The sequence below is a fragment of the Tahibacter sp. genome (assembly GCF_032229445.1).
Taxonomy (GTDB): domain Bacteria; phylum Pseudomonadota; class Gammaproteobacteria; order Xanthomonadales; family Rhodanobacteraceae; genus Tahibacter.
The window spans coordinates 35,828-60,343 of the sequence record NZ_JAVTWC010000046.1 but is presented as its reverse complement, the minus strand read 5'-3'; the positions used below and the strand labels follow the sequence as shown (position 1 = coordinate 60,343).

Here is a 24,516-nt window from a genome sequence, read left to right as displayed (position 1 = left end):
ATGGCCCTCGCAGACTCCAGCCGGGCCATAGGCGCCGTCACGCTGCTGCTGCAGGATCACCTGATCCGGCGCGGCTTCGATGTCGCGATCGGCAAGCCCGAGGAAGCGACCGCCAGCAACAGCACCGCCAAGCTCAATCTGTTCCTCTACGAGACCGCGTTCGACGCGAGCCTGCGCAACCAGCCGCTGCAGGAAGGCCGTCCGCCGCCGCTGTGGCTCGTGCTGAAATATCTGCTGACCGCGTTCGACGACGACGAGAACAGCGACACCGCCAGTGCGCACGAACTGCTGGGCCGCGGCATGGCGGCACTGCATGAGCTGAATTACCTGCGCCTGGATCCGCTCGTCGACGCCAGTGTGCGCAAGGCGCTGGAACACAATCCCGAACCGCTGAAGCTGACCTTCGACGAATCCACCGTCGATCTGCTCTCGAAGATCATGCAGGGCGCGGAAGAGCGCTACCGGCTCTCGGTCGCGTTCCAGATGCGCCCGATCATGATCGTGCCGGGCACGCTGCCGACGAGTTCACTGCTGGTCGGCGTCGACTACACGACGTCACCATCGAGCGTGATCGGTCGCGACGGTGTGCAGCTCACCGCGATTCCGTCGCTGGGCACGCGACTGGATTCCGCCGAGCCCACCGCGTTCGAGGCCGGTGCGGCGTTGCTGCTGGCCGGCGAGGACCTGCACGGCAGCACCCTGGAGGTGCTGCTCGGCGACGTGCCGCTGCAGATCGTCGAACGCCATCCCGCGCGGCTGCGGCTCGTCGCCGAAGGCAGTCCGGGCACGCCGATTGCGTCGGGTGCGACGCTGTCGGCCGGCGAGTTGCCATTGATTGCGCGGCGGCGGCTTAACGGCGGACGCTTGCGCTCGAGCAACCTGCTTGCGGTGCAGTTGCTGCCCCGCCTGGGCGCGGTGAACTGGGTCACGGACGATCTCGTGCTTGGCGGCCAACTGCTGGGCAAGGCCTCCGATGACGTGCTCGTGTTGCTGCAGCGGATCAGCGACGGCAGCACGGCCTGGCTATTCGATACGTTCACGCATACCGCCAACCAGCAGACCTTGACCATTGTCGGCGCTAAGACCATCGCGCCGGCCGGCAGCTACCGCGTCGTGCTCTATGTCAACGGCCAGCAGGCGCGCAACAGTCCCGCGGTAACCGTGCCATGAGCGCGAGCCTGCGCCCGCTCGCGCTCGAGCCCGCGGCGTTCACGCCCGGCCTGCACGGCCACGACGCGCTCGGCGGCTACTGGCTGTCACAGGCCACGCTGCGCCTACGCCGCGAGATCGGCTGGCTCTGGCGCGAGCGCAGCCTGCAGGGGGCGGACGGCGGCGCCGGCAGCGCCCTGCCGCCGACCGTCGACCGCGCGCTCGCGGCACTGGATCTACAACGCTACGAACGCGACAAACGGACTTTTTTCACCACCGACCCGACGGCGCGCCATCTGGGCGAGCGGATCGCGGCAAGCGCACCGGCCGTTGCCGCACCGGTGCGTGGCTCGTTCGCCTGGCTCGTGCACGATCTCGCTCTCGCACCGGTGGACTGCTTCGTGCTCGCGCTCGCGCTGCTGCCGGCCGCCGACGCGGCCGCCGGCGCGGTCATCGGCAGCTGCCTCAACGAAACCGCACGCACCGCACCGACCCTGGCCCTGGCCCAGCGCCTCTGGGACGATCCCGACGCGCTGCTGCGCTGCTTCGATCCGGGCCATGCCTTGCTGCGCCACGGCGTGCTGCTGGGCACGGCCGACTGGCACGCCCCGCTGGCGGTACCGCCGCTGGTCGCGCGCGAACTGCTGTTTGCCGGCAGCGAATTGCCGCAGGCGCTGCAGCGCGTGGCGCCCGCGGCAGCCTGCGACGGCGACGCGTCCGCGCTGGCCCGCGCCGCGGCAAGCCTGCAGGCCGATACGGCCACGCCGCACCGGCGCCGCATCCTGCCGCTGCTCGGCACGCGTGATGCGCCGCTCGCGGCGATCGCCGCGACCTGTGCCGCACACGTCGGTCTGGATCTCGTGCGGCCGGACACGGCGCTGTCGCGCGAACACTTGCCGGTGCTGATGACCGTGGCTTGGCTGCGCGGCTGCGCGCTGTATCTGTCCAGCGACAGCGTCTGTCCCGCCTCCGGGCACGATCACGGCGGCGCAGACCTGCCGCTGCCCGGGCTGCCGCTGGTCGTGTTCGTCGGGCTGCACGAACGCAGCCAGTTGGGCAGCCTCGGCGCGACACTGCCGCCGCTGTCGGTTGCAGCGCTCGACTATGCCCAGCGCCTGGCCTGCTGGCAGGAACTGGCGCCGGCGCAGGCACCGGAGTTGCGCGCCGAACTCGCGCGGCGCTTCCGCTACGAACGCCGCGCGATCGAGCGACTCGCCGCGCAGATCCGCCAGCTCGACTGCACCGATGCCGCCAGCGTGTTCGCGACCGTGCGCGCGGATCTCGACCTCGGCAGCCTGGCCCAGCTCGTACCGCCGCGCTTTCGCCTGGACGAACTGATGCTGCCCAGCGCACAAGCGGCCCAGATCAGTGAACTCGTCACCGCGATGCACAACCTCACGCGCGTGCACTACGACTGGGGCACGGCTCGCCCCTGGAACGAAGGCGGCCTCGCCGCGCTGTTCGCCGGACCGCCCGGCACCGGCAAGACCATGGCGGCCGAGGCACTCGCGGCCGAACTCGGGCTGCCGCTGTATCGCATCGACCTGTCCCAGGTCGTCAACAAATACATTGGCGAAACCGAGAAGAACCTGCGCCGCCTGTTCGACGCGGCCGATGCGGCCGACCTGATCCTGTTCTTCGACGAAGCCGACGCGATGTTCGGCAAGCGTACCGAGGTCAAGGACGCGCACGACCGCTACGCCAACCTCGAAATCAGCTATCTGCTCGAACGCATGGAACGCTTCAAGGGCATGGCCATCCTCGCCACGAACCGGCGCAAGGATCTCGACGAGGCGTTCCTGCGCCGCCTGCGCAGCGTGATCGAGTTCCCGCTACCGGGCGTGGCCGAGCGCGAGCGCATATGGCGCAGCGTGATTCCGCCGCAGGTCGACGCGAGCGCGCTAGATTTCGCGTTCCTCGCACAGCGTTTCGCGCTGGCCGGCGGGCATATCCGCGCCATCGTGTTCCAGGCCTGCCTGCAGAGCGCCCAGGCCGGAGCCGCGCGCCGCCTCGACATGCCCGCCGTGGTGCGCGCCGTGCAGCGCGAGTACGACAAGCTCGAACGCGCCCACAGCCTCGACCAGTTCGGACCATATGCCCCGCTCATCGCGGCGCAAAGGAGCAGCTCATGAGTACCGAACGGCCGCGCCAGCGCCTGCATATCGAACGTCTCGACCTCGACCTGCGCGGCATCGCGCCCGAGTCCGCACAGGCCATCGCGCAGGCGCTGGGCCCGGCCATCGCACAGCAGCTCGCGCAGGCGCCGCGCAGCGCGCAACCGGCGCAACACCTCGACGCCGGACGACTGTCGAGCGCGGCATCGCCCGACCCGGCCGCGCTGGCCGGCCGCATCGCGCGCCGCATCGTCGCGCGCAGCACCGGAGACCGCTGATGCCTTTGCTGCGCGGCGCGCTCATCGAATACGGCGCGGGCCTCATCGGGCCGATCCCGAATGTCGTGATCTTCCAGTTCAATCCGGAATCGCTCTCGCGCACGCTGCAGATTCCGGCGCGGCCGAGTTCGGCGACGCAGCGCGAGACCAGCCAGGCCGGCGAGAAGACGATCGAGAAGGTCTCGTTCAAGGCGCATTTCAGCGCCGCGAACATGCTCGACGAGGACAAGGTGCTGGCCAAGCTGTTCGGCATCGGCCCGCAGCTTGCCGCGCTGGAGAAGATGGTGGTGCCGGCGGGCAAGCTTGCCGGGCTTCTCGGCGCCGCCCTCGATGCGATCGGCGACATGCTCGGCGGCGACGGCGACGGCGACGACGCACCGGCGCAGCCGATCCCGCGCGAAAAGTATCCGAAGATACTTTTTATCTGGGGCCTCACGCGCATCCTGCCGGTGACCATCGACTCGATGAGCATCACCGAACTCGACTACGACTCCCTGCTCAACCCGCTGCGCGCCGAGGTCGACCTGTCGCTCAGCGTGATCGCCGCCGACGACTGTTCCGACGACACGCTGGCCAAGGGCGCGCTCGAATATTCGACCATCGCCAAGGAGGCCCAGGCGATGGCTAACCTTGCCAATACCGCGGAACAGATCGTCGAATTGATTCCTCTATGAAGCATCGAACAGCACCACACAGTCACCGCCGCGTTGACTCAAAAAAACCAACGGGCTGGCGGGTTCACTGGCGTCGGTTTGAGCCCTCCCCTTGAAGGGGAAGGAGCCAGTGCGCGGCCCCACGCTATTCGCTCGTTTTGTAAGGCGCTCCCAACGCTCTCAGGAGATTCCCGTGTTCCTGCCCAATTCGCGCTACGCCCACGTGGAAACCGTCGAGACCACACTCGCGACCGGCGAGTCCGTGCGCGCGCTGAAGCTGCGCCGGCTCACGCCGGTCGCGGGCACGCCGCGCCAGGTGCAGTCCGGTGAACGGCTTGATCTCTACGCACACGAACTCAACGGCGATGCGACGCGCTACTGGCATATCGCCGACGCCAACACGGCGCTGGACAGCCGCACGCTGACCGCCACGCCCGGCGACTCCCTGCTGATGCCGGAGCGTTGAGATGGGCGAGGCCCGCTTCCGCGTCTGGTTCGGCGAACGCGCGGCGAGCGAGGACGAACTGCGCCGCATCGAGGACATCGAAGTCGTCCAGGCCATGGACCAGCCCTGGGAGGCGCGCCTCAACGTCGTGCTCTGCGTCGACGCCAACGGCGCCTGGCTGCACTGGCCCGGTGACACAGCTGAGCCGTTCTCGCGCGTGCGCGTCGAGATCGATGTCGGCGACGGCGACTTCGTCGCGCTGATCGACGGCCCGCTCGTCGGCATCGATGCGTCACTGGATTCGCAGCCCGGCCGCAGCGGCGCGACGCTGCTCGTGCGTGACGACAGCGCGTTCCTCAACCGCGACGAGGAAACCGAGCCGCCGTGGGAATTCACCAGGGACAGCGCGATCGTCGAGGAACTTTTCGGCCGCTTCGCACAGATCGCGCAGACCGATATCGAACCCACCGAAGCGACCCCGGCGTATACGACGCGGCGCGGCACGGTCATGGATTTCCTCTACGAACTGGCGGCGCTCAATGACCGCCACGTCTACGTGCTGCCCGGCGCCGAGCCTGGCCAGAGCATCGGCTGCTTCCTGCCCGATCCGACCGAAGCGGGCGCACTGCCGGCGCTCGTGCTGCTGGGTTCCGCGCGCAACCTCGTCAACGCCAGCATCGTGCAGGACCCCGATGCGGGCGGCGAATATTTCGCGCAGACCCTGAGCATCGATGATCAGGGCGTAGCGAGCCTGCAAAACGGCGCAAGCGAACTGGGCCTGCTGCGCGACCTGCCGGCCGTGCCGCTGGATCTGCGCCCGCGCCGGCTGCTGCACCCGGCCGACAACACGCGCGCCGACGCGAGCGCGGCGCTCGAGGCGCAGGCGCGCCGCGACGGCTACGTCTATCGCCTGACCAGCCAGGTCGTGCCCGGCTGCTATGCGGCCGTGCTCACGCCCTACCAGAAGGTGCGTGTCGATGCGGGCGCCACACCTTACAGCGGCGATTACCTGATCGAACGCGTGACCCATCGCATCACGCCATCGCAGTACAGCCAGGAACTCGAGGCCAAGGCCGATTCGGTCAGCGCCGCGAGCAGCGAGGACGTGGCCGAAGCGCTCGGCGGTGGCCTGAGCCTGTCGTTTTCCGCCAGCGTGGGGATCTTCTGATGAGTGACGTGACGGACAAGGCCGTCGAACGCCTGGCGCAGCGTGCGGCCAGCACCTACTACGGCAAATACCGCGGCGTGGTCACCGACAACCAGGACGACGAAGGCCTGTGCCGCATCCGCGCGAAAGTGCCGGCACTGCTCGGCGAGCACCCGTGCGCCTGGGCCCTGCCCTGCGCGCCGTTCGCCGGCGACGGCCATGGGCAGGTCATGCTGCCGACGATCGGTGCCAATGTCTGGATCGAGTTCGAGGCCGGCCGCCTCGACGCGCCGATCTGGTCCGGCGGCTTCTGGTCCGGCGGCCAGCGGCCGACGCCGGACGCGCCGGAGACACGCATGATCGTGTCGGAGAAAAACCATCGCATCGTCTTCGACGACGACGCCGGCACCATCGAAGTGCTCCACGACGGCGGACCGAAGATCACGCTAAGCGCGAACGAGATCCTGCTGAGCTGCGGCCTGTGCACGATCTCGATCGGTCCGGAAGCGATCTCGATGAACGACGGCGTGATCAAGCTCGGCAAGGCCGGCGTCAGCCTGGCCATGGGCGCGATGGCGTTCGGGGTGCCGCCATGATCCCGCTGCTGACCACGGCGAGCACGGTGCAATGCCCGCACGGCGGCCAGGTGCTGCTGCTGACCACCAACACCGACGCGAAGGTCGACGGCGCGCCGGTGCTGCTGCTCAGCGATCAGCACGCGATCGTCGGCTGCACCTTCGCGCCGTCGGCACCCTCGCCCTGCGTGCTGGTCCGCTGGCAGACCGGTGGCACGCAGACCCAGGTCGGCGGCACGCCCGTGCTGCTGCAGAGCAGCGTCGGCATCTGCGAAAACGCGGCCAAGGTGCCGCAGGGTCCTGCGGTGATCGTGCAGGTTCAGCCCAACGGCAAGGGGCTCTGACATGGCATCGACGACATGACATCCACGTCCGGCCGGCATCTCGCATTCCCCTTCCACATCGGCAGCGACGGCCGCACCGGCACCCATGCGGACGACGCCGCGCATGTGCGCGACGAACTGCTGCAACTGCTGCTGACCGGACCGGGCGAGCGCCTGCTGCTGCCCGAGTTCGGCGGCGGCGTGCGCCGGCTCGTATTCGAACCGGCCTCCGAAACCCTGCGCGGCGTGGTCAAGGCGCGCATCACCAGCGGGCTGTCGCGCTGGCTCGGCCACCGTCTCACCGTGGAGTTCATCGATGTCACCTTCGATCCGTCCACGGCCGTGCTCGAAGTCACCGTGCGCTACCGCCCCGCCGGCAGCCCGGATTCGCGCGTGGTCAAGTTCCAGCGTCGCTCGCAATAGGCGCCGCGCATGAACGCCATCGTCACCCCCATCGTCAATCCTGATCTCGTCGACGACCGCGCCGATGCGCTGGCCGCGAACAACCTCAACGGCCTGCGCCTTGCGCTGGTCGAACTGGCCGCCGGCGCGTCGCCTACGCATGCCGACATTGAATTGCACTTTTTTACTTCGCATCATCTGGCCGCGATCCTGGCCGACATCGCCGGCGACCCGGTGCGCGCGCGCCAGGTGTTCCGGATCCGCGGCGGCACGCGCATCGCCGCGGGCAGCGCCGCCGGCCAGGTACAGGTCAGCGCCGTCAGCGCGATCGATGCGACGCGCCTGAAGCTGCGCGTCGCGCCGGTCGGCGACTACTCGACGTATACGCTGGAACTGATCTGGGATCCGACGAAGATCGACCCGTATTTCAGCGCGCTGGGCTTCAAGTTCCGTCCGGGCTGCTTCAGCAACGACTGCGCGCCGCCCGGGCCCGGCCGTCCGGCGCAGCCCGGCCCGGCGATCGACTATCTGGCCAAGGACTACGATTCATTCCGCCACACCCTGATGACAGCAATGGCCGCGCGCGTGCCCGGCTGGCGCAGCAGCAGCGAAGCGGATCTCGACCAGGTACTGATCGACCTGTTCGCGGCCGCCGCGGATGAACTCAGCGACTACCAGGACCGCGTCATGGGCGAGGCCTATCTCGCCACCACGCGCAAGCGCGTGTCGCTGGCGCGGCATGCGCGCCTCGTCGACTACCACATGCACGAAGGCAACCAGGCCAGTACCTGGCTCAGGCTCGACGTCACTGCGGGCCAGGCGCCATTTACGCTGGCCGATCAGGAAATCGTCGCTCACACCGGCAGCGATCCGAAGGCCGCGAGCGCGGTGCATTTTGCGAGCCGGCAGCAGCCGTTGCTGCCGGAGCAGCGCCAATACCTGGATCCGTTGCTCAATACGCTGCACCTGCATACCTGGCGCAACACGCAGCCGGCGCTCGCCGCCGGCAGCACGAGCGCCGACCTGGTGCCCGCCGCAGGACTCGCCAGCCAGGCGGCCGCCGACACACTGCGCAATCTCGTGCGCGACGGGCATTGGCGCGAGCTGCTGATCGTCGAGCGCCTCAACCCGCTGACCGGTCTCGTGCCCGGACGCAATCCGGCCAAGCGGCAGTTGCTGCGCCTGCGTGCCGGAGACGATGCCGATGACGGCGGCGCGACCAGCCTGTTCGATCCGGTCACGAACACCTGGCTCGTGCGCGTGCACTGGCAGGAATCCGACGCGCTGCGCTTCGACTACAGCTTCACCACGTTCTGCCCGGCGCTGGTCGAGAACGTCTCGATCTTCCACGGCAATCTCGTGCCGGTCTACGAAGGCCGGCCGCTGCGCGTGCACTTCCGCGAACCGGGCACGATCCTGCCGCCCGACGCGGGCATCGACCGCCACCGCCATTTCCAGCGCTGGAACCGCTACGGCGATGGACTCGACTGGATCTTCGCCGAACTGCCCGCGGAAGAAGGACCGCTCGCCTACCTGCCGCCACGCGCCGCACTCGCGGCGGAGGGCGAAGAACCCGCGCGCTCCACGCTGGTCGTCACGGTCGCGCACGGCGGGCCGGCCGAGCCCTGGGACGAACAGCCCAGCCTCGTGCACAGCGACGACTCGGCCGAGAACGGCGATCACTTACAGGTCGAGACCGACGAACGCCGCCGGACCCGCCTGCGTTTCGGCAACGGTCGCAACGGACGCCTGCTGCCGCTGGGTGCGGTGGTACATGCTCACTACCAGGTCGGCGGCGACGTCAGCGGCAATGTCGGCGCCGACCGCATCACGCGCCTGCTGCCGCTGACGGGTGCGCTGGCCGGCGCGCTGAGCGCGGCGACCAATCCGTTCGACGTGACCGACGGCCGCGACCCCGAATCGGCCGAACGCGTGCGCCGCCAGGCGCCGGTCGCGTTCCGCGCGCGCCAGTTGCGCGCAATCACGCTGGCCGACTATGTGCGCCGCGCCGAGGAAGTGCCCGGCGTGCAGCGTGCGGTCGCGCGCTACGCCTGGACCGGCAGCTGGCGCACGGTGCGCATCGCGATCGATCCGAGCGGGTTCGCGGCGACCGGCGATACACGGGCGCGGCAGCGCTGGGATGAACTGCGCCCGCGCGTCGCGGCACATCTTGAAGCCGTGCGCCTGATCGGCGAGGACCTGGAGCTGCGCGCGCCGCGCTACGTGCCGCTGGATATCCAGATCAGCGTCTGCATCGACGAGCGCTACTGGCTCGAAGACCTGCGCGACCTGATCGAACAGGAACTGTCGAATCGCTGGACCTCCGACGGACGCCGCGGCTTCTTCCACGCCGACGAATGGACCTTCGGCCAGGCGTTGCACCGCAGCGCGATCGAGGGTCGCCTGCACCGGATCCCCGGCGTGAAGCACGTCATCGCGATCGTGCTGCAGCGCTTCAATGCGCCGACGCCGGGCGCGGCCGGCAACGCCGTGCTCGAGATGGCCGCCGACGAAGTCGTGCTGCTGGCCAACGACGCCGATCACCTCGAACGCGGCCGCCTGCGCCTGAACCTGAGCGGCGGGCGCCGCTGACGGAGACCGACCATGACCTGCACGCCACTGATCTTCGATCCGTTCGACTTCCCGCGCCGCGCCGCGAACCGGCCGGCGCAGCCGCGCATCGGCTATCGCATCGGCCGTTACGCCGATTTCGTCGAGGCCATGCGGCGTTCCATCGACCTCGCGCCCGAGCTGGCGGCGTGGACCCACCGCGGTGCCGACGATCCCGGCATCGCCCTGCTCGAAGGCGCCGCCGTGCTCGGCGATATCCTGACCTTCTACCAGGAGCACTACGCCAACGAGGCTTTCCTGCGCACGGCCGCCTGGCGCGACAGCATCGCCGAGCTCGTGCGCCTCACCGGCTACCGCCTCGCGCCGGGACTCGGCGGCCACGCCACGTTCGCGGTGCAGGCGCGCGGCAGCCACGCGCTGGTGCTGCCGGCCGGGTTCGGCATCAAGGCCGAACTCGCCGGCCAGTCGCCGCCGGCGGACTTCCGTACCGATGCAGAACTCACCGCCTGGCCGCATCTGGGACGTTTCCATTTATATCGTCCGCGCAAATATGGATTAACGATCGCCGCCGGCACGACGCGCATCGAGATCACCGCCGCCGCGGGCGCAACCGACCTCGCCAGTCTCGATGCGATCGGCCTCAAGCCCGGCGAGCAGTTGCTGCTGCAACCGGCGCCGCCGGCGTGGACCACGGGCGCGCAGCCGGTCAGCGCCCAGGACGAGCCGCAGATCGTCAAGGTCAAGAGCATCACGCGCACCGTCGGCCGCTTCATCGTCGAACTCGACGCACCGCTCGTGCACAGCTGGGGCAGCGCGTCGGTCGCCTACCGCATCAACCGCAGCTTCCGCCATTTCGGCCACAACGCGCCGCCGCGCACCGTCGGCACGCTCAAGGACAACGCCGGCAAGATCACCGGCGCGATCGACACCGAAACCTTGTTCAGGCGCCACGTCAACGAGAACCACGACTGCGTCAACACGAGCCTGTCGATCGAACTGCCGGCCGAACTGCTCGCGCTCGACGCGGAAATCGCCGACCTGCGCGCCGGCCGCACTGTGGCCGTACAGACGCGCGTCATCGACGGCAGCACCACGGTCGCGCTCAGTCTCGTGCGCCGCATCGAGCGCGTCCGCAGTGCAAGCCTCGGCTTCGGCAACCTGACCGGCGCCAGCTCGCTCGTGCTGCTCGATCAGGCGCTGACCCGCCATTCGAGCAAGAAGAACCTGCTCAGCGACGCGCGCGACTACCGGATCCTCGAGATCACGAGTCCGGCGCTGACCATCAAGCCCGTATCCAAGCCCGCGGCCGGCGCCTACGCCAACGGCAGCAACGCGCTGTACTTCTACGGCACGGCGGCGCAGGCGCGGCCACTGGCCAGGCGTCGCCTGTTCCTTTCGCACGCCGACGGCCGCAGCGTCGCGCTGACCTGCACCAGCGATGCGTCCGACTTCGCCGACGACGACGGACAGGCGCGCGTCTGGGCTCTGTCGTTCGACCGCGCGCCGGCACCGTTCAAGCGCGCCGATTTCGACGAGGAAGCGCCGAGCGTCGAGGTCTACGGCAACCTCGTCGATGCGTCGCAGGGCAAGGCCGAACGCGAGGCCGTGCTCGGCAACGGCGATGCGCGGCAGAGCTGGCAGACCTTCGCGCTGCCCAAATCACCGCTGACCTATTTCGTCACGGCCGGCGGCATGCCGCCGCAGGCGCCGGAACTCGAGGTCTACGTCGACGGGCGCCGCTGGCAGCGCGTCGACAGCTTCTTCGGCTGTGGTCCGGCCGAACCGGTCTACATCGTGCGCGAGGACGCGCAGAACCGCAGCTTCATACAGTTCGGCGACAACGTGAACGGTTCGCGCCTGCCCTCGGGACTCAAGAACGTCAGCGCGCGCTGGCGCAGCGGCAACGGCGCGTTCGGGCCACTCAAGCCCGGCGCGACACCGAGTGCGGCCGAGCGTCCGGCCGGCTTCGACAAGGTCAGCCTCGCCGGCATCGTCACCGGCGGTGCCGCGCCGGAATCCGGCGACAAGGCGCGCGACGCCGCACCGGGCAAGGTGCAGAGCCTGGGCCGGCTCGTGAGCCTGGGCGACTTTGAAAGCGAAACCCTGAGCCTGCCCGGCGTCGTCGCCGCGAGCGCGGCCTGGGATCTGCACCAGGGCATCCCGGCGGTGATCCTGCGCGTGATGCTCACGGCCGGGCGCGAGGCCGAATTCGCCGCATTGCGCGGCACGCTGGCGCATCTGCAGCGCTGTCGCGGACCGGACCGGTTCCCGGTGATCGTGCAGCAGGCGATGCCTCGGTATACCTATCTCGATCTGCACTATGCGCGCGATCCGCAGCGGCGCGCCGAGGACGTCGACGCCGCGGTGCGCGCCCGCCTCGGCCTGGCCGGCGACAGCGCGAACGAACGCGGCGGCCTGTTCGGCCTGCACGCGCGCCGCCTCGGCGAGCGCGAGTACGCCAGCCGCATCGAAGGCAGCGTGCAGAACGTGGCCGGCGTGCTCTGGTGCAAGGTCGTTGCGCTGGGCCGCTTCAGCGCCAGCGCGATCGACCCCTCGACGCTGCCGCTGCCGGCGGCGCCGCGGCCGAACGCCGCGGTGCTGCCCTGCGCCGCGCACGAACTGCTGCAACTGGACGCCCGGCACCTGAGCCTGACCGCCGTCGCCGCCCCCACCGCCGGAGAATGCGCATGAGCGAGCCCGCCGTCCCGCTGTTCGCGCGCCTGCCTGAGGTCTACCGCACCTACGATGCGGAGCAGCAGCCGGCCGACCAGCTGCGCGCCTATCTCGCCGCGGTCGAGGCGGCGTTCGATCCGATCCACACCAACATCGGCCAGCTCTACGAAGACCTGTTCATCGAGACCTGCGACGACTGGGCCATTCCCTACATCGCCGACCTGCTCGGCACGACCCATCTGAACGGCGACGCGCGCCACCGGCGCGCTGATGTCGCCGACACCATCGCGCTGCGCCGGCGCAAGGGCACGCTCGGTGCGATCGAGCGCCTCGCGGTGAATCTCACGGGTTGGGCCTGCCGCGCGGTGGAGCTGTACCAAAACCTCGGCTGGACCCAGCACCTCAATCACCAGCGCGCCGATGCGGGCGGCACGCCGCCCTACGCCGACCCGGCGTTGACGCGCTTCCATGTGCCGCGCGGCGGCACGGCGCCGCTGCGCGACCCTGCCCTGCTCGCACTGCGCGGCACGCCGTTCGATCCGTTGATGTACACCGCCGACGTCAAGCCAGGCATCGACCGCCAGCGCCACGTCAACCTGCCCAACCTCGCGATCTTCCTCTGGCGCCTGGCCGCGTACCGGCTGCCGCGCGTGCGGCCGCTGGTCAAGGGCGTCAGCGACCTCGGTCCGCAGCTCGCCGGCCTCGCGCGCTTCGTCGTGCGCATCGACCTGCATCCGCTCGACCTGCCGGTGCGGCTGTTCAATACGAGCCGGCCCGGCTTTCTCGAACCGGGCACCTCGGGCGGCATCGTCTCGCCGCTGACGCAGGCCGACGCGGTGCCTGGCCCTCTGCTGCGCGCGCGCCTGGACAGCGGCGCGGTCGCCGGTCATCCGCAGGCTTATATAAACGTGGATTATTTCAACGCCGCCGCGTCGCCGCCGACGGGCCTGGATCTCGGTGACGTCGGTCTCCACCTGTTCCTGCCGCAGACCCTGCTGCCGCTGCTGGTCCCGCCGGCGCCGCAGACGCAATGGTCGTGGCGCTACCGCGGCGACAATCTCTGCGCCTGGGAAGACGGGCTGCGCCGCCCGGTCGGCAACGGCGAGGTCGTCGTCGATCCGCAGCTCGGCCGCCTCGTCATCGGTCTCGACAGCGCGGCCCAGGCCGCCGAACTCGCGAGCGCGAATGGCAGCGGCTTCGATGCAAAATTATTTGCGAGCTTCACCTATGCCGCCATCGGCCCGGTCGGCGCGCATCCGGTCAGCCGCCGCGTCCGCGCGGCCGGCGCGAGCGACCTGCGCGTCGTCGGCGACGTCGCCGGCGGCATCAGCTTGCAGGCCGCGCTCAACGGGCTGGCCGGCAACGGCGATCCGGTCGTCATCGAGATACACGACAGCCTGGTCCACCGCATCGATCTCGCCGCCCTGCCGGGCACCGCGGTCGACGGCGGTGTGTCGCTGCGCCTGGCGCGACCGCTGACGATCCGCGCCGCCAGCGGCCAGCGGCCCATCCTGCTGCTACGGCAACCGTTCAACCTGCGCCTGCGCGATGCCGCCGCGATTGACCCGCCCGGCGTGCGTCTCGAAGGCCTGTATCTGGCCGCCGACACCGCAGCCGGATTTCCGGCCGGCGCCGCGCTGATCCAGCGTGCCGCGGTTGCGCGGCTCGAACTGCTCGGCTGCACGCTCGCGCCGGGCGGCGAGCGCCTGCGCAACGGCGAGGACCGCGCCGCGCTGCGGCCCGCACTGCGTCTGGCCGACGGCTACGGTTTTGCCGCGCAGGCCGACATCGATGCATTCCAGCCCACACCCGACATCGTGCTGCAGCACTGCGTCTGCGGCAGTCTCGCGGTCGACCGGCGCTATCGCCTCGAGCTGCAGCATTGCATCGTCGACGCCGGCCGCGGTTTTGGCGATCCGGCCGGCACGCCGCTGGCGATCGGTGCCGCGACGAACCCGGCCACAGACTGGGGTGCACGCCTGGATTTCGACGGCCTGACCTGTTTCGGCGGCGTGCGTGTCGCCGCGACCGGCGGCCTCGGCGGCCTCTTCACCCAGCGCTTCGCCGTGCTCGACAACCAGCACGGCTGCATCAAGTGGAGCGCGTTCAGCGGCCGCAACGACCGCCTGCCGCCGAACCACTTCTGCGTCGACGCGCGTACGGCACGCATCGTCTTCGGCAGCGAATGCTTCAACGACCCGGCCTATGCCCGGCTGGCCGACGAAACCGACCGGCGCGTGCGCGAGCTGGGACCCGACGACGATGCGATGGGCGCGTCCGGCTTCCTGCGCGATGCGCATAAATGGATAACTCTACAGGTGCGCCTGCGCGAGTTCATGCCGGTCGGGGTGCGCCCGCTGGTCATCCCGGTGGCTTAGGAATTCCTATACAAGTCCTGGCGCCGACGCTCTTGTAGTCGACACCAGATCTCCACAACCCCGGCCGGACGCAAGCGTCCGGCCGCCCCCTTCACCCAAGGGGGCTACGAAAGCAGAAGCTCATTTTTACTTTATTCAGAGTTTCCCTAGGAGCCCCACCATGCAAGGCGATTTCTCCCAGCTGAAGTTCGATCCGGCACTGCACACGCGCGGCGTGGCGGAACCGGTACTGGGGCCGCTACGCAATGTCGCCGGCGTGCTGCAGCAGCAGGGCCGCGTCATCACTGATGCCGATCTGGCAGAAGGCGAGCTGCTCGACCTCGCCTGGCAGGACCAGGCCGGCCGCGACATCATCGGCGCCGGCGTCTGCGCCGTGCCGGCGGCCGAACCGGACGGCTTCGAGATCGTCTCGGCTGCGATCGACGGCACGCAGGTGATCGTGCAGGTCAGGCCCGGGCGCGCCTGGGTCGACGGGATCCTCGCGCGACTGCCCGGCGTGCAGCCTGACGCGGCGCTGCCGGTCGAGCGCGAGGCGGCGTATTTCGGCCCGCCCTGGAGCACGCCGCTGCCGACGACCGCGAGCATCGCCGATGGCACTCGGGACGCCGTCGTGCTCGAAGTCTCCGAGGAATCGCTGCACGCGTTCCAGTATCCGCAGGCGCTGCTCGAACCCGCGCTCGGCGGTGTCGACACGGCTGAACGCGCCTACGTCAACTGCCGCCTGCGCCTGCTGCGCCTGGGCGACGGCGAGGACTGCAGCACGGTCGCCACGAAACTGCGCGACGATCCGGCGGCCAAGGGCCACCTCAGCGTGACCCTGTCGCCACCGGTCTCGGTCGCCGGCGACTGCCCCGTCGTCGGCGGTGGCGGCTATACCGGCTTCGAGCATCATCTCTACCGCATCGAGATCGCCGAGCAGAACGCGGGCGCGCCGGCGCGTTTCACCTGGAGCCAGTGGAACGGCGGCCTGGTCGGGCGCGGCCGCTTCGACACGAGCACGAATCCGGACCGCGTCATCATCGACGCCGGCCGCGCCGCCATCGTGCATTCGGGACTGCTCGAGTTCTATCTCGAGGCGCTGCAGTACGACGCGCTGCGCGGTGGCTGGAAAGTCGTCTACGGCACCATGGCCACGCTCAACGCCGACCACGATCTCGAACTGGCCGCACCGGCCAGTTTCGGCACCCTGCCGTCGACCGCCGATCCGGTGTTCTTCCGGCTCTGGAACGGCATCGCCGACATTGCCGATTTCACCGATATCGTGAGCCCGGACGAACTGCGCGACGGTATCTGCCTGGCCTTCGACGCGCCGGCCGCGAACAACTACCGCGCCGGCGACTACTGGACCTTCACCGTACGCGCCGGCGACGTGTCCAACCCGCTGGTGCTCGTCGACGACGCGCCGCCGCTGGGCATCGTCTACCACCGTGTCGCGCTCGCCGAGATCAACTGGACCGCACGCGGCAACACGGAAATCTCCGGCAGCATCGAAGACTGCCGCAAGCGCTTCCGGCCGCTGACCAACCAGAAGATCTGCTGCACCTTCCTGGTCGGCGATGGCGTGACGAGCTTCGGCGATTTCAATTCGCTGGAGCAGGCCGCCGCGCACCTGCCCCTGGCCGGCGGTGAACTGTGCCTGCTGCCCGGCGTGCATCGCGCGAATCTCGTACTGCGCAACCGCAGCCGGGTGCGCATCCACGGTTGCCGCTGGCGCAGCCTGCTGCTGCCGCGCACCGAAACCCGCACGCAGCCGATCCTGCATATCGTCGACTGCAACGGCGTGGAGATCTGCGACCTCGACCTGGTCACCTTCGACGCGACCGCCGTGCTGATCGAGCGCGGCAGCGTGCGGACCGGCCGCTGCCGCGACATCAGCGTGCACGACTGCCGCATCATCGCGCGCCACAACGCGATCCGCGCGAACCAGGCCGAGGAGCTGGCCATTGCGGACAACCGCCTGCACCTGCTCGACACGGCGGCCGGACTCGCGACGATTTCCGTGCTCGCGTCCGACGCGCTGATCGAACGCAATACGCTGGTGCTGCTGCCCTTCATCGACGAAACGCCGGACGACCCGGACGAACCCAGCGACGATCCGACGCTGGATCCGGCCGACCCGTGCGCGCGGCCCGAGATCATCTACGGCTTCCCGCTGCTGGTGCTGCAGTACGTGATAGCAGTGTGGGCCGTGGCTCCCGCGGCGGTGCTGCCGAAGCAACCGTACCGCGCGCTCGGCGGCATCCATCTGCGCGCGGGCTGCGCACGCGTGCGTGTACTGGAAAACCGTCTCGTCGGTGGCGCCGGCAACGGCATCGTGCTCGGCGGCGACATCGATCCGGCGCCGCCCGTCGCCGTGGTCGACACGCCGCCCGCGCCCGCCGTCGTCGTGGCCGCATCGACGCAAAACGCCGCCGGCGTGGTCACCGAAGGCGAATTCATCGCCTTGCTGCAGGACGAGCGCGAGCAGCCGCTGTCGGGTATCGACATCTATCTCGAAGACGACGCCAGCACCGCGACCGATCGCAGCGACGCCAACGGCATGGCCAGCGTGAAGACGCGCGCCGGCCGCTACCGCGTCGCGGCGCCGGCCGGCTACCAGATCCTGCGCATCGTCGAAACGCAACAGGAAGAACGCCGCCTGCATGCGATCACGCTCGCGGCCGGCGCCATCGTCGTCAGCGGCTCGCGCTGGCTGCACGAGGTCACGATAGGCGCGAACGACATCGCCTGGATGGGTCTGTCCGGCATCGGCTTCGGCCTGCGCCGCGGCGTGCCGTTCACGCCGCAGGTGCCGCAGATTCCGCCGAACGATCCGCGCGGCGCGCTGCTCGCGCTGCTCGACGCGGAGCTGGCGAATCTCGCCCTGACGCCGCTGCTCAACGCCACGCATCCGGTGCGCGATCTCGTCATCAGCGACAACCGCCTGCACGACAACCTGCGCAACGTGTTCGACCGGGACCTGCTCGACCAGGCCCAGCGCATCGGCCGTGGCGGCATCTCGCTGGCGCTGGCCGAATCGGCCGTGATCCGCGGCAACCAGATCTATGCCAACGGCGTATCCGCACTGGATCCGGTCTGCGGCATCTACGTGGGCTGGGGCAACGATCTGGAGATCGTCGACAACAGCATCACCGACAACGGCGTCGTCGAGGCAGGCTACGAGCGCGACCGCAAATCCGGCCTGCGCGGCGGTATCCATGTCGCCTTCGCGGCGGCGCAGTCGGCCACCCTGTCCGGCAGCAGCGGCCGCAAGCCGGCGCTGCGCGTGCACGACAACCGCGTCGACCAGCCGGCGGGCCGCGCGCTGACCGCCTACGCGTTCGGCCCGGTATCCGTCGCCAACAACCATTTCAACAGCGAATACTCGGGCCTGGCGGGCATCGCCGACGCGTTCGTCGGCGGCGTGCTGCTGTTCAATTTCGGCGGCATGCACCGGCTGCTGCTGCGCCTGTCCGGCGATCTCTTCGCCGCGCCCGCAGCGGGCCAGCTCGTGGGCGGCGACATCAGCGTCAGCACCGGCAAGGCACATTTTCGCGCGCTCGCCGAAGCCGGCCTGCCCGGTGGGGAAACCCTGTTCAACGACAACTACATCCGCGTCGGCGTCAACAATCGCGGCATCGTCGCGCAGGCCATCGCCTCGCTCGACGATCTCGGCTATGCCTCCAACACCAGCGCGGTCTATCGCGGCGACCGCTTCTTCGGCAATGCGCTGCTGCTCGGCGACAGCGTGCGCGCGACCGCCTCGCGCCTGCGCGAAGACGCGATGCGCGCGCTGTCGCTGCTGAGCTGGGGCATCCGCATGAACATGACCGTGCTGAACCAGGGCGACCACTGCATCGTCGCCTTGCCGCAGGCCGGCAGCACCGTGCTGCCGACGGTCGACAAGCCCAACCAGGTGCTCGACTACGAGATTTGCAACCGCCTCAGCGAGCCCGCGGCGATCTGGGAGTTCCTCGTCTGGGTGCTCTCGGCGCAGGCCGACCTGCTCGGCGGCGAGCTGAGCGCCGACGCGTTCACGACCATCGAACGCGCGCAGATGCCGGCGCAGTACGCCGGCTATGCGCTGCAGAAAATCCAGTACAACAAGACCGCGCTGATGCGACGCCACCAGCAGGAAGCGACCACGCTGGCCGCGCAGTACGGCACGGACTATCCGGCCGCCGTGGCGATGAAAAAAGAGGCCGATGCCGATGCGGTCAACGTGCACCTGGTCGCGCAGGCGGCGGAAACCTTCGGCGTCGTGACGCCGCAGGCCAGCGACGGTGGATCGACGCTGAGCGGCCGCGTCGGCAACGATCGCGGCCAGGGCCTGTCACGCCTGCGCGTTGAACTGACGCGACGCAACGGCGACCTGCTCGAGGCAGTCGCGCTGACCGACGCCAGCGGCTATTTCAGCGCGAGCTTCGACGCGCAGGAAACCCAGCGCCTCGCGCACGAAGGCGAGCTGTTCCTGCGCGTCTCCAGCGTGCGCGGCAGCGAAGTGCTGCGCGATACGCGGGCGCTGCGCTTCCTCGCCGGCGCGCAGCTACGAGCCGCGCTCGTCGTGCCGCTGCGCCTCGTGCCGCGTGCGATCGTCGTGGGTCCGCCAACCGGCAGCACCGGCGCCACCGGCAGCACGGGCAGTACCGGCAGCACCGGCGCCACCGGCAGTACCGGCAGTACCGGCAGCACCGGCAGCACCGGCGGTACCGGAAGCACCGGAAGCACGGGTGGTACCGGCGGCGTAGCGCCACCCCGCCCGCGCACGCCGCTGGAGCGGCTCGACATGGACACCGCCGTACGTGCGCGCCTGCGCGCTGGCGGTATCAACGACGTCGAGGCGATCATCGAGGCCAAGCCGGCCGCGCTGCTGCGCATCATCGACGACGAGGCGACGGTCAAGGACCTGCAAACGCGCGCGCGCCGCCTGCTGGGTGGCGGGGCCACGGGCGCGACCGGTCCCACCGGAGCGGCACCGCCGTTTGCGCCGGAATCAGCAGCGGTCGCGACGAAAGTCACGCCGGCTGCCGAAGTGCGCGGCGGCAAGTCCGCAGCGGGCGTCCCACCGCCTGCGCCGGCCAAAAAGGACGCCTCCGCGCCCACGTCCGTCAAACCCGGCGGCGCACCGCAGAACACGCGATCCAGGAAGGCGCCGGATCCGCGCAAGCCGAAGAAAGGACGCTGATACCGCATGAGCGCCACGCGCGCGATCGCTGCCCCTGCCCCGGCGCGCCGCAAGGCCGCGCCGGTCAGCGTGGCCGCGGCGCCTGCCGGCATGGCGGAGACCGCGGCGCCGTTGCAGGCGCCACCGATGCTGCAGCGACGCTGCGCCTGCGGTGGCTCCTGCCCCCGCTGCAGCAACGACGAACCACTGCTGCAGCCACGACTGCGCGTAGGCGCCGTGGACGACGTCTACGAACGCGAAGCCGACCGCATCGCCGGACGCCTCGTCGAACAGGCGCCGCCGCCTGGCACCAGCGGCGGCGCCGATGCGCCTGGCAGCGGCACCGATGCTCTTGCGCCACCCGGCGCGGCTGCCGATGCGCTGCAACCCGAACGGCTCAGCGCCGGCGGCGAGCCGCTGGCGCCGGCGCTGCGCGGCTATTTCGAACCGCGCCTGGGGCGCGACCTGTCCGACGTGCGCATCCACAGCGGCGCCGAATCCGCCGCGTACAACCGCCACGTCAACGCCTACGCGTTCACCTACGGCAACCATGTCTGGCTCGGTGCCGGGCAGCGCCCCGCGGTGGACTTCGTGCTTGCGCACGAACTGGCCCATGTCGTGCAGCAGGGCGGCGCGCGACCGCTGCCGGCCGCGATGCAAGGCCAAGCCGACGGCGGCGGAGCGAAGCCCGACGCACATCCGGCGACCGGCCTGCGCAGCGACCGCACTACCCTGCGCCGGCTCGCGCTGGAAACCTACTGGATCCCGCTGGGCGCGAAAGGAAAGCTCACCGGCACCGACCTGCACAAGCAACTGCTCGCCAACGCGACCGGCGCCAACCTCGATACCGAGGCGCCGGCGCCGAACGCGAACCTCGGCGACCACGGCCTGGACCTGCGCGGCAGCATTGATTTGTATACCGGCGCCAAAGGTTCCAGTTTCCACCATATGGCCGGGCTCTACTTCGCGGGACCGGTCGGCGCGAAGAACGCCGACGTGCAGGCGACCACGCCGAAGAAGCATCCGCGCGTGCGCGCCACCGCGGTCGGCGCGACCTATGCGCCGTCGGTCAGCAGGGACGGCAAGGTCGAGAACATCGCCGACGGGCCGCAGGAGATCCAGCTCGGCGAACTCAAGCCGGCCAGCGCACCGATGCTCGCGCGCGCGCCGGGCCAGTTGCAGAACTACATCGAAGGCTTCAAGGACGCCGCGCGCCTGACCAACACCCTGGGCGCCGCGCGCAAACCCGCGGTCGAATGGAAGCTCAAGGAGCCGACGCTGCTGCCGGACAGCGCCGTGAAGTTCGTCGACAACGGCCGGGACATGAAATTCGATCCGGCCAGTCCGCGCAACGACACATCGCTGGTCCTCGGCAAGATCGAGGAATCCAACGACGTCGGCGCCAAGTACACGGTCAAGGTCATCTACGACCCGGCCAGGCACGGCCACGCGCCGATCATGGGCGGCTTGTACGCGCAGTCGTTCAAGCCCAACACCGGCCTGTGGATGTACTTCGCGCGCCCGCAGAACCTCGACGCCATACTGAAAACCTCGCGCGCATCGCGCAACACGAAGGGCGAGATGCAACTCGCCAACCAGGTGCAGGATCAGGTGCTCGATCCGCTGTTCGAAGCGCCCAAGCAAGTCGCGCCGCTGCGCCGGCCGGCGGCCGCCGGTACACCGACACACGCGCAGCAGGCCGCGACGCCGCCGACGCAGGAATCCGCGACGCTACGGCGCAAGGGCAAGAAGCCGCCGCCCAAACTCGAGGACAAGTTCGTCTTCAAGACCTGGCAATCCCACGTCACCGCGCTGCGCACCGAAGTCACCGGCTCCAAGGACGCGACGCGGCAGAAGGAAATGGCTTCGCTGGAGCTGCTGCAGCACGCCTACGCCGCCGACGACAGCCTCGCCGCGGCCGGCACCAGGCGCGTGCTGCCGGACAAGAGCAGCGACAAGGTCAACATCGTTTCCCACAGCGGCAAGACCAAGGGTGCGAAGGACCGTTCGCACAGCAAGGATCTCGGCGACGTGTCCGGCTGGCTTCGCGCCTGGACCGGGCGGCCAGTGGAACAGGTGCTCGGGCGTTTCCGCGAGCGCTTCGGCGGCGCCTTCGTCTGGGTCGCCGACAAGGTCGCGACGCTGCGCGAGAAAGTACGCAAGACCCTGGCCGACAAGTTCAAGTCCGGCAGCAAGGGGGGCGGCGGCGGCAAGGCGCGCATGATCCTCAAGGCGCTCGGCAAGGCGCTGCTGCAGATGGGCAAGGTGCTGCTGCACCGCACGGTCGGCCTGATCGTCACCGCGCTCGAGAACGGCATCCGCAAGAAGCTCGACAAGCTGTTCGACATCGAGCCGGAAAAACTGCTCGAGGACACCTTCGGCAAGGATTTCGACGCGCTCGCCGCTCCGCTGCAGAAGATCAAGACCGATGCGGAAGCGAAGCTCGACGCGGCGGTCGCCGAATACAGCGCCAAACTCGACTGGATCGCGGACATCAAGGACCTCAGCAGCACCATTGGCCCGATCGTCGAAGTCGCCTCGATCGCGGCGCAGTGCGCCTCGCCGCCGGGCTGGGGCTGCCTCAAGCTGCTCGCGCGCAAGCTCACCGACTGCGCCATCGACGCGGCGCTGAACATCTGCTGGGTGCAGAAGCGGATTGCCGGCGCGGTCGAGGAAATCAACGCGGTCGCCAACATTCCCACCGACGTCGCCGAGCTTGCGCTCAAGCAACTCAAGAAACTGGCGCCCAAGGAACTCGAAGACGTATTCGACGAACCCGTGCCGCGTGCCACCTCGGCAGGCAACGACGAGATCGAATGCGAGGACTCGCCGCCGGATTCGGGCTGCCCCAGCCTCGGTGGCAGCGGCGGCAGCGGCAGCGGTGGGGATACGCCGGCCGAACCCACCGACCCGGTTTACGACGACCTGCTCGACCTGCGCAAGGAACATACGCCCGAGCAGATCGCCGGCGCGGCGGAGATGGCCGAAGCCGCCGGCATGCCGCAGGACGCGCCACTGACACCCGAGCAGGTGCGCAAGATGAAGGAACTGCTCGGCCCTTCGAAAGGCATGGGCGCACAGGACTTCAGCGACATGGCCAACGGCCAGGCCGGACAGGACGTCAAGGACAAGCTCCAGCCGCTGCAGGACTATCTCGACAAGCAGGCCAGCGACGCGATCAAGGACCAGCTGCTCAAGGATCTCAAGGACGGCAAGTTCGACGCCAAACACAAGGACATGGCCCAGGCCGGCCGACACTGGCGCATACTGAAACCTTACAAAAAGGGAACTTTCAAGAATTATCCGGTGCTGGTGTGGACGCCGACGCAGTCCGGCGCCGGCGTCACCGACGGATCCATGGGCGAGTGCTTCGAGGACGGCAAGATCCCGGTCGATTTCACGCGGGCCGACATCGTCGACAAGGACGGCAAGCCGATGCCGATCGACACGCCGATCCATATTCCCGACGGACAGCTCGACAGCAAGGCCTGCCCCGGAGACGGCAAGGGCAAGACCGACGCCGGCGACAGCGATGCCTCGGGCAGCGGCCATGTTCCGCCCGAACCCGAACCCGACGCCAGCGACAGCACGCAGCAGCACGGCGGTACCGAGCCGGAACCGACACCGCAACCGACACCGCCCGACGTCGCGCCGGAAGCCGGCGACTCGCCGGCTCCTGGCGGCGACAAGAAGCCGGGCGGCGGCGCGAAACCCGGCGGCGGTCAGGGCAGCACGGGCGGCAGCGGCGGCAGCAACGGCGGCGGTCGAGGCAAGCCGGGGCAGCGCCAGAACAGCGACACCTGGGTGATCTATGGTGCCTACGCCCAGGGCGCGTTCACGCGCCGCAGTGTGCGTGCCTGGCTGCTGTCGACGCACCAGCATGCCAGCGGCCGCGTGGACGGGCGCTTCATCGAGTGCTTCGGCGATTTCGCGAAGATCGAAATCACCGGTGCGAGCCTGACCGACATGGGCAGCAATCCGGTCACCGTGCCGACGCCGCAGACCGTCGCCAACGTCCGGCTGGCCGACGGCGGTTGCCCGCCACAGGCGAAAAAGCCCAGGCCGAAGCCGCAAGCGGGCGGCGGCACGAGCAAGGTCTGCCTCGACGGCACGAGTTGCGGCAGCAGCTATCCGATCATCTTCGAGGAATTCTCGTCCAGCGACCTCAAGGCCGGCTGGCTCGTCTTCCCCGATCCGTCTGTCGACCCGAACAGCACCTACTCGCTGCTGCATTCGACCGCCAACCCGAACGGGCAGCTCGAGGTCGCGGCCAACGCCGACGGCGGCTACGACGTGTTCCGCCGGCAAGCCGGCGGCCGCGTACTCGTCGGCAAGGCGAAGAAGACGCCTAACCACTACGAACTGCTGTCGGGCGACCTGTTCGACCAGCTGCAGAAGGCCCTGGAAAACTACGTTGCCGCCACGCGCAACGGCGGCAATCCCGATCGCAGCACGCGGCTGCGCTTTCGTTAGGGCTCAAGACGATGCGCGAAACTTCGCCCCTGCCAGAAACGCGCCGCCCTGCAACGGCGAATGCGCAGCCATTGCATCTCACCAACGACGACGCGCAGGAACGCGAAGCGGACCGCAACGCGCGAGACCTCGTCAGGGGCAGCGCGTTTCGGTCGAGCGTGCAGGGGCGCTGCAGTTGCGGGGGTACCTGCC

General features: G+C 69.3%; 14 protein-coding genes. All 14 read left to right on the top strand.

The genetic code is table 11. From position 1 onward, the window contains the following. The 14 genes from RUU78_RS09075 to RUU78_RS09010 all read left to right on the top strand — a co-directional run bounded on the left by RUU78_RS09075 (nucleotide 1) and on the right by RUU78_RS09010 (nucleotide 24,324). Nucleotides 1-1,170 (top strand): DUF4255 domain-containing protein, encoded by a 1,170-nt coding sequence (locus tag RUU78_RS09075; protein WP_313915807.1) that lies wholly within the window; start codon nucleotides 1-3, stop codon nucleotides 1,168-1,170. Further along, nucleotides 1,167-3,281 (top strand): ATP-binding protein, encoded by a 2,115-nt coding sequence (locus RUU78_RS09070; RefSeq protein WP_313915805.1) that lies wholly within the window; start codon nucleotides 1,167-1,169, stop codon nucleotides 3,279-3,281. The genes RUU78_RS09075 and RUU78_RS09070 overlap by 4 nt, the downstream gene beginning before the upstream one ends. After that, a complete protein-coding gene (locus tag RUU78_RS09065) occupies nucleotides 3,278-3,541 on the top strand; it encodes a hypothetical protein (RefSeq protein WP_313915803.1) in 264 nt (87 codons plus the stop codon). The genes RUU78_RS09070 and RUU78_RS09065 overlap by 4 nt, the downstream gene beginning before the upstream one ends. Beyond that, complete coding sequence (locus RUU78_RS09060) at nucleotides 3,541-4,215, top strand: hypothetical protein (protein ID WP_313915802.1); 675 nt, start codon at nucleotides 3,541-3,543, stop codon at nucleotides 4,213-4,215. The genes RUU78_RS09065 and RUU78_RS09060 overlap by 1 nt, the downstream gene beginning before the upstream one ends. 172 nt (nucleotides 4,216-4,387) lie before the next feature. Then, nucleotides 4,388-4,660 (top strand): hypothetical protein, encoded by a 273-nt coding sequence (locus tag RUU78_RS09055; RefSeq protein WP_313915800.1) that lies wholly within the window; start codon nucleotides 4,388-4,390, stop codon nucleotides 4,658-4,660. A 1-nt stretch (nucleotide 4,661) separates the two neighbouring features. Further along, nucleotides 4,662-5,807, top strand: coding sequence for a hypothetical protein (locus RUU78_RS09050; protein ID WP_313915798.1), 1,146 nt, complete (start codon nucleotides 4,662-4,664; stop codon nucleotides 5,805-5,807). Next, nucleotides 5,807-6,382 (top strand): phage baseplate assembly protein V, encoded by a 576-nt coding sequence (locus RUU78_RS09045; protein WP_313915796.1) that lies wholly within the window; start codon nucleotides 5,807-5,809, stop codon nucleotides 6,380-6,382. Before RUU78_RS09050 ends, RUU78_RS09045 begins: the two co-directional genes overlap by 1 nt. Further along, nucleotides 6,379-6,705 (top strand): hypothetical protein, encoded by a 327-nt coding sequence (locus tag RUU78_RS09040; RefSeq protein WP_313915794.1) that lies wholly within the window; start codon nucleotides 6,379-6,381, stop codon nucleotides 6,703-6,705. Before RUU78_RS09045 ends, RUU78_RS09040 begins: the two co-directional genes overlap by 4 nt. A 15-nt stretch (nucleotides 6,706-6,720) precedes the next feature. After that, on the top strand, nucleotides 6,721-7,107 hold the full coding sequence (locus RUU78_RS09035) for a GPW/gp25 family protein (RefSeq protein ID WP_313915792.1): 387 nt from the start codon (nucleotides 6,721-6,723) through the stop codon (nucleotides 7,105-7,107). Between the two features lie 9 nt (nucleotides 7,108-7,116). Continuing rightward, on the top strand, nucleotides 7,117-9,678 hold the full coding sequence (locus tag RUU78_RS09030) for a baseplate J/gp47 family protein (RefSeq protein ID WP_313915789.1): 2,562 nt from the start codon (nucleotides 7,117-7,119) through the stop codon (nucleotides 9,676-9,678). 12 nt (nucleotides 9,679-9,690) lie between these two features. After that, nucleotides 9,691-12,348, top strand: coding sequence for a hypothetical protein (locus RUU78_RS09025; protein WP_313915787.1), 2,658 nt, complete (start codon nucleotides 9,691-9,693; stop codon nucleotides 12,346-12,348). Then, nucleotides 12,345-14,708, top strand: a complete 2,364-nt coding sequence (locus RUU78_RS09020) for a phage tail protein (RefSeq protein WP_313915786.1) — start codon at nucleotides 12,345-12,347, stop codon at nucleotides 14,706-14,708. Before RUU78_RS09025 ends, RUU78_RS09020 begins: the two co-directional genes overlap by 4 nt. Nucleotides 14,709-14,868: 160 nt before the next feature. Next, entirely contained in the window at nucleotides 14,869-19,872 is a 5,004-nt protein-coding gene (locus RUU78_RS09015) for a DUF6519 domain-containing protein (RefSeq protein WP_313915784.1), read from the top strand. Between the two features lie 6 nt (nucleotides 19,873-19,878). Then, nucleotides 19,879-24,324, top strand: a complete 4,446-nt coding sequence (locus tag RUU78_RS09010; protein WP_313915782.1) for a DUF4157 domain-containing protein — start codon at nucleotides 19,879-19,881, stop codon at nucleotides 24,322-24,324. Nucleotides 24,325-24,516 lie beyond the last annotated feature (192 nt).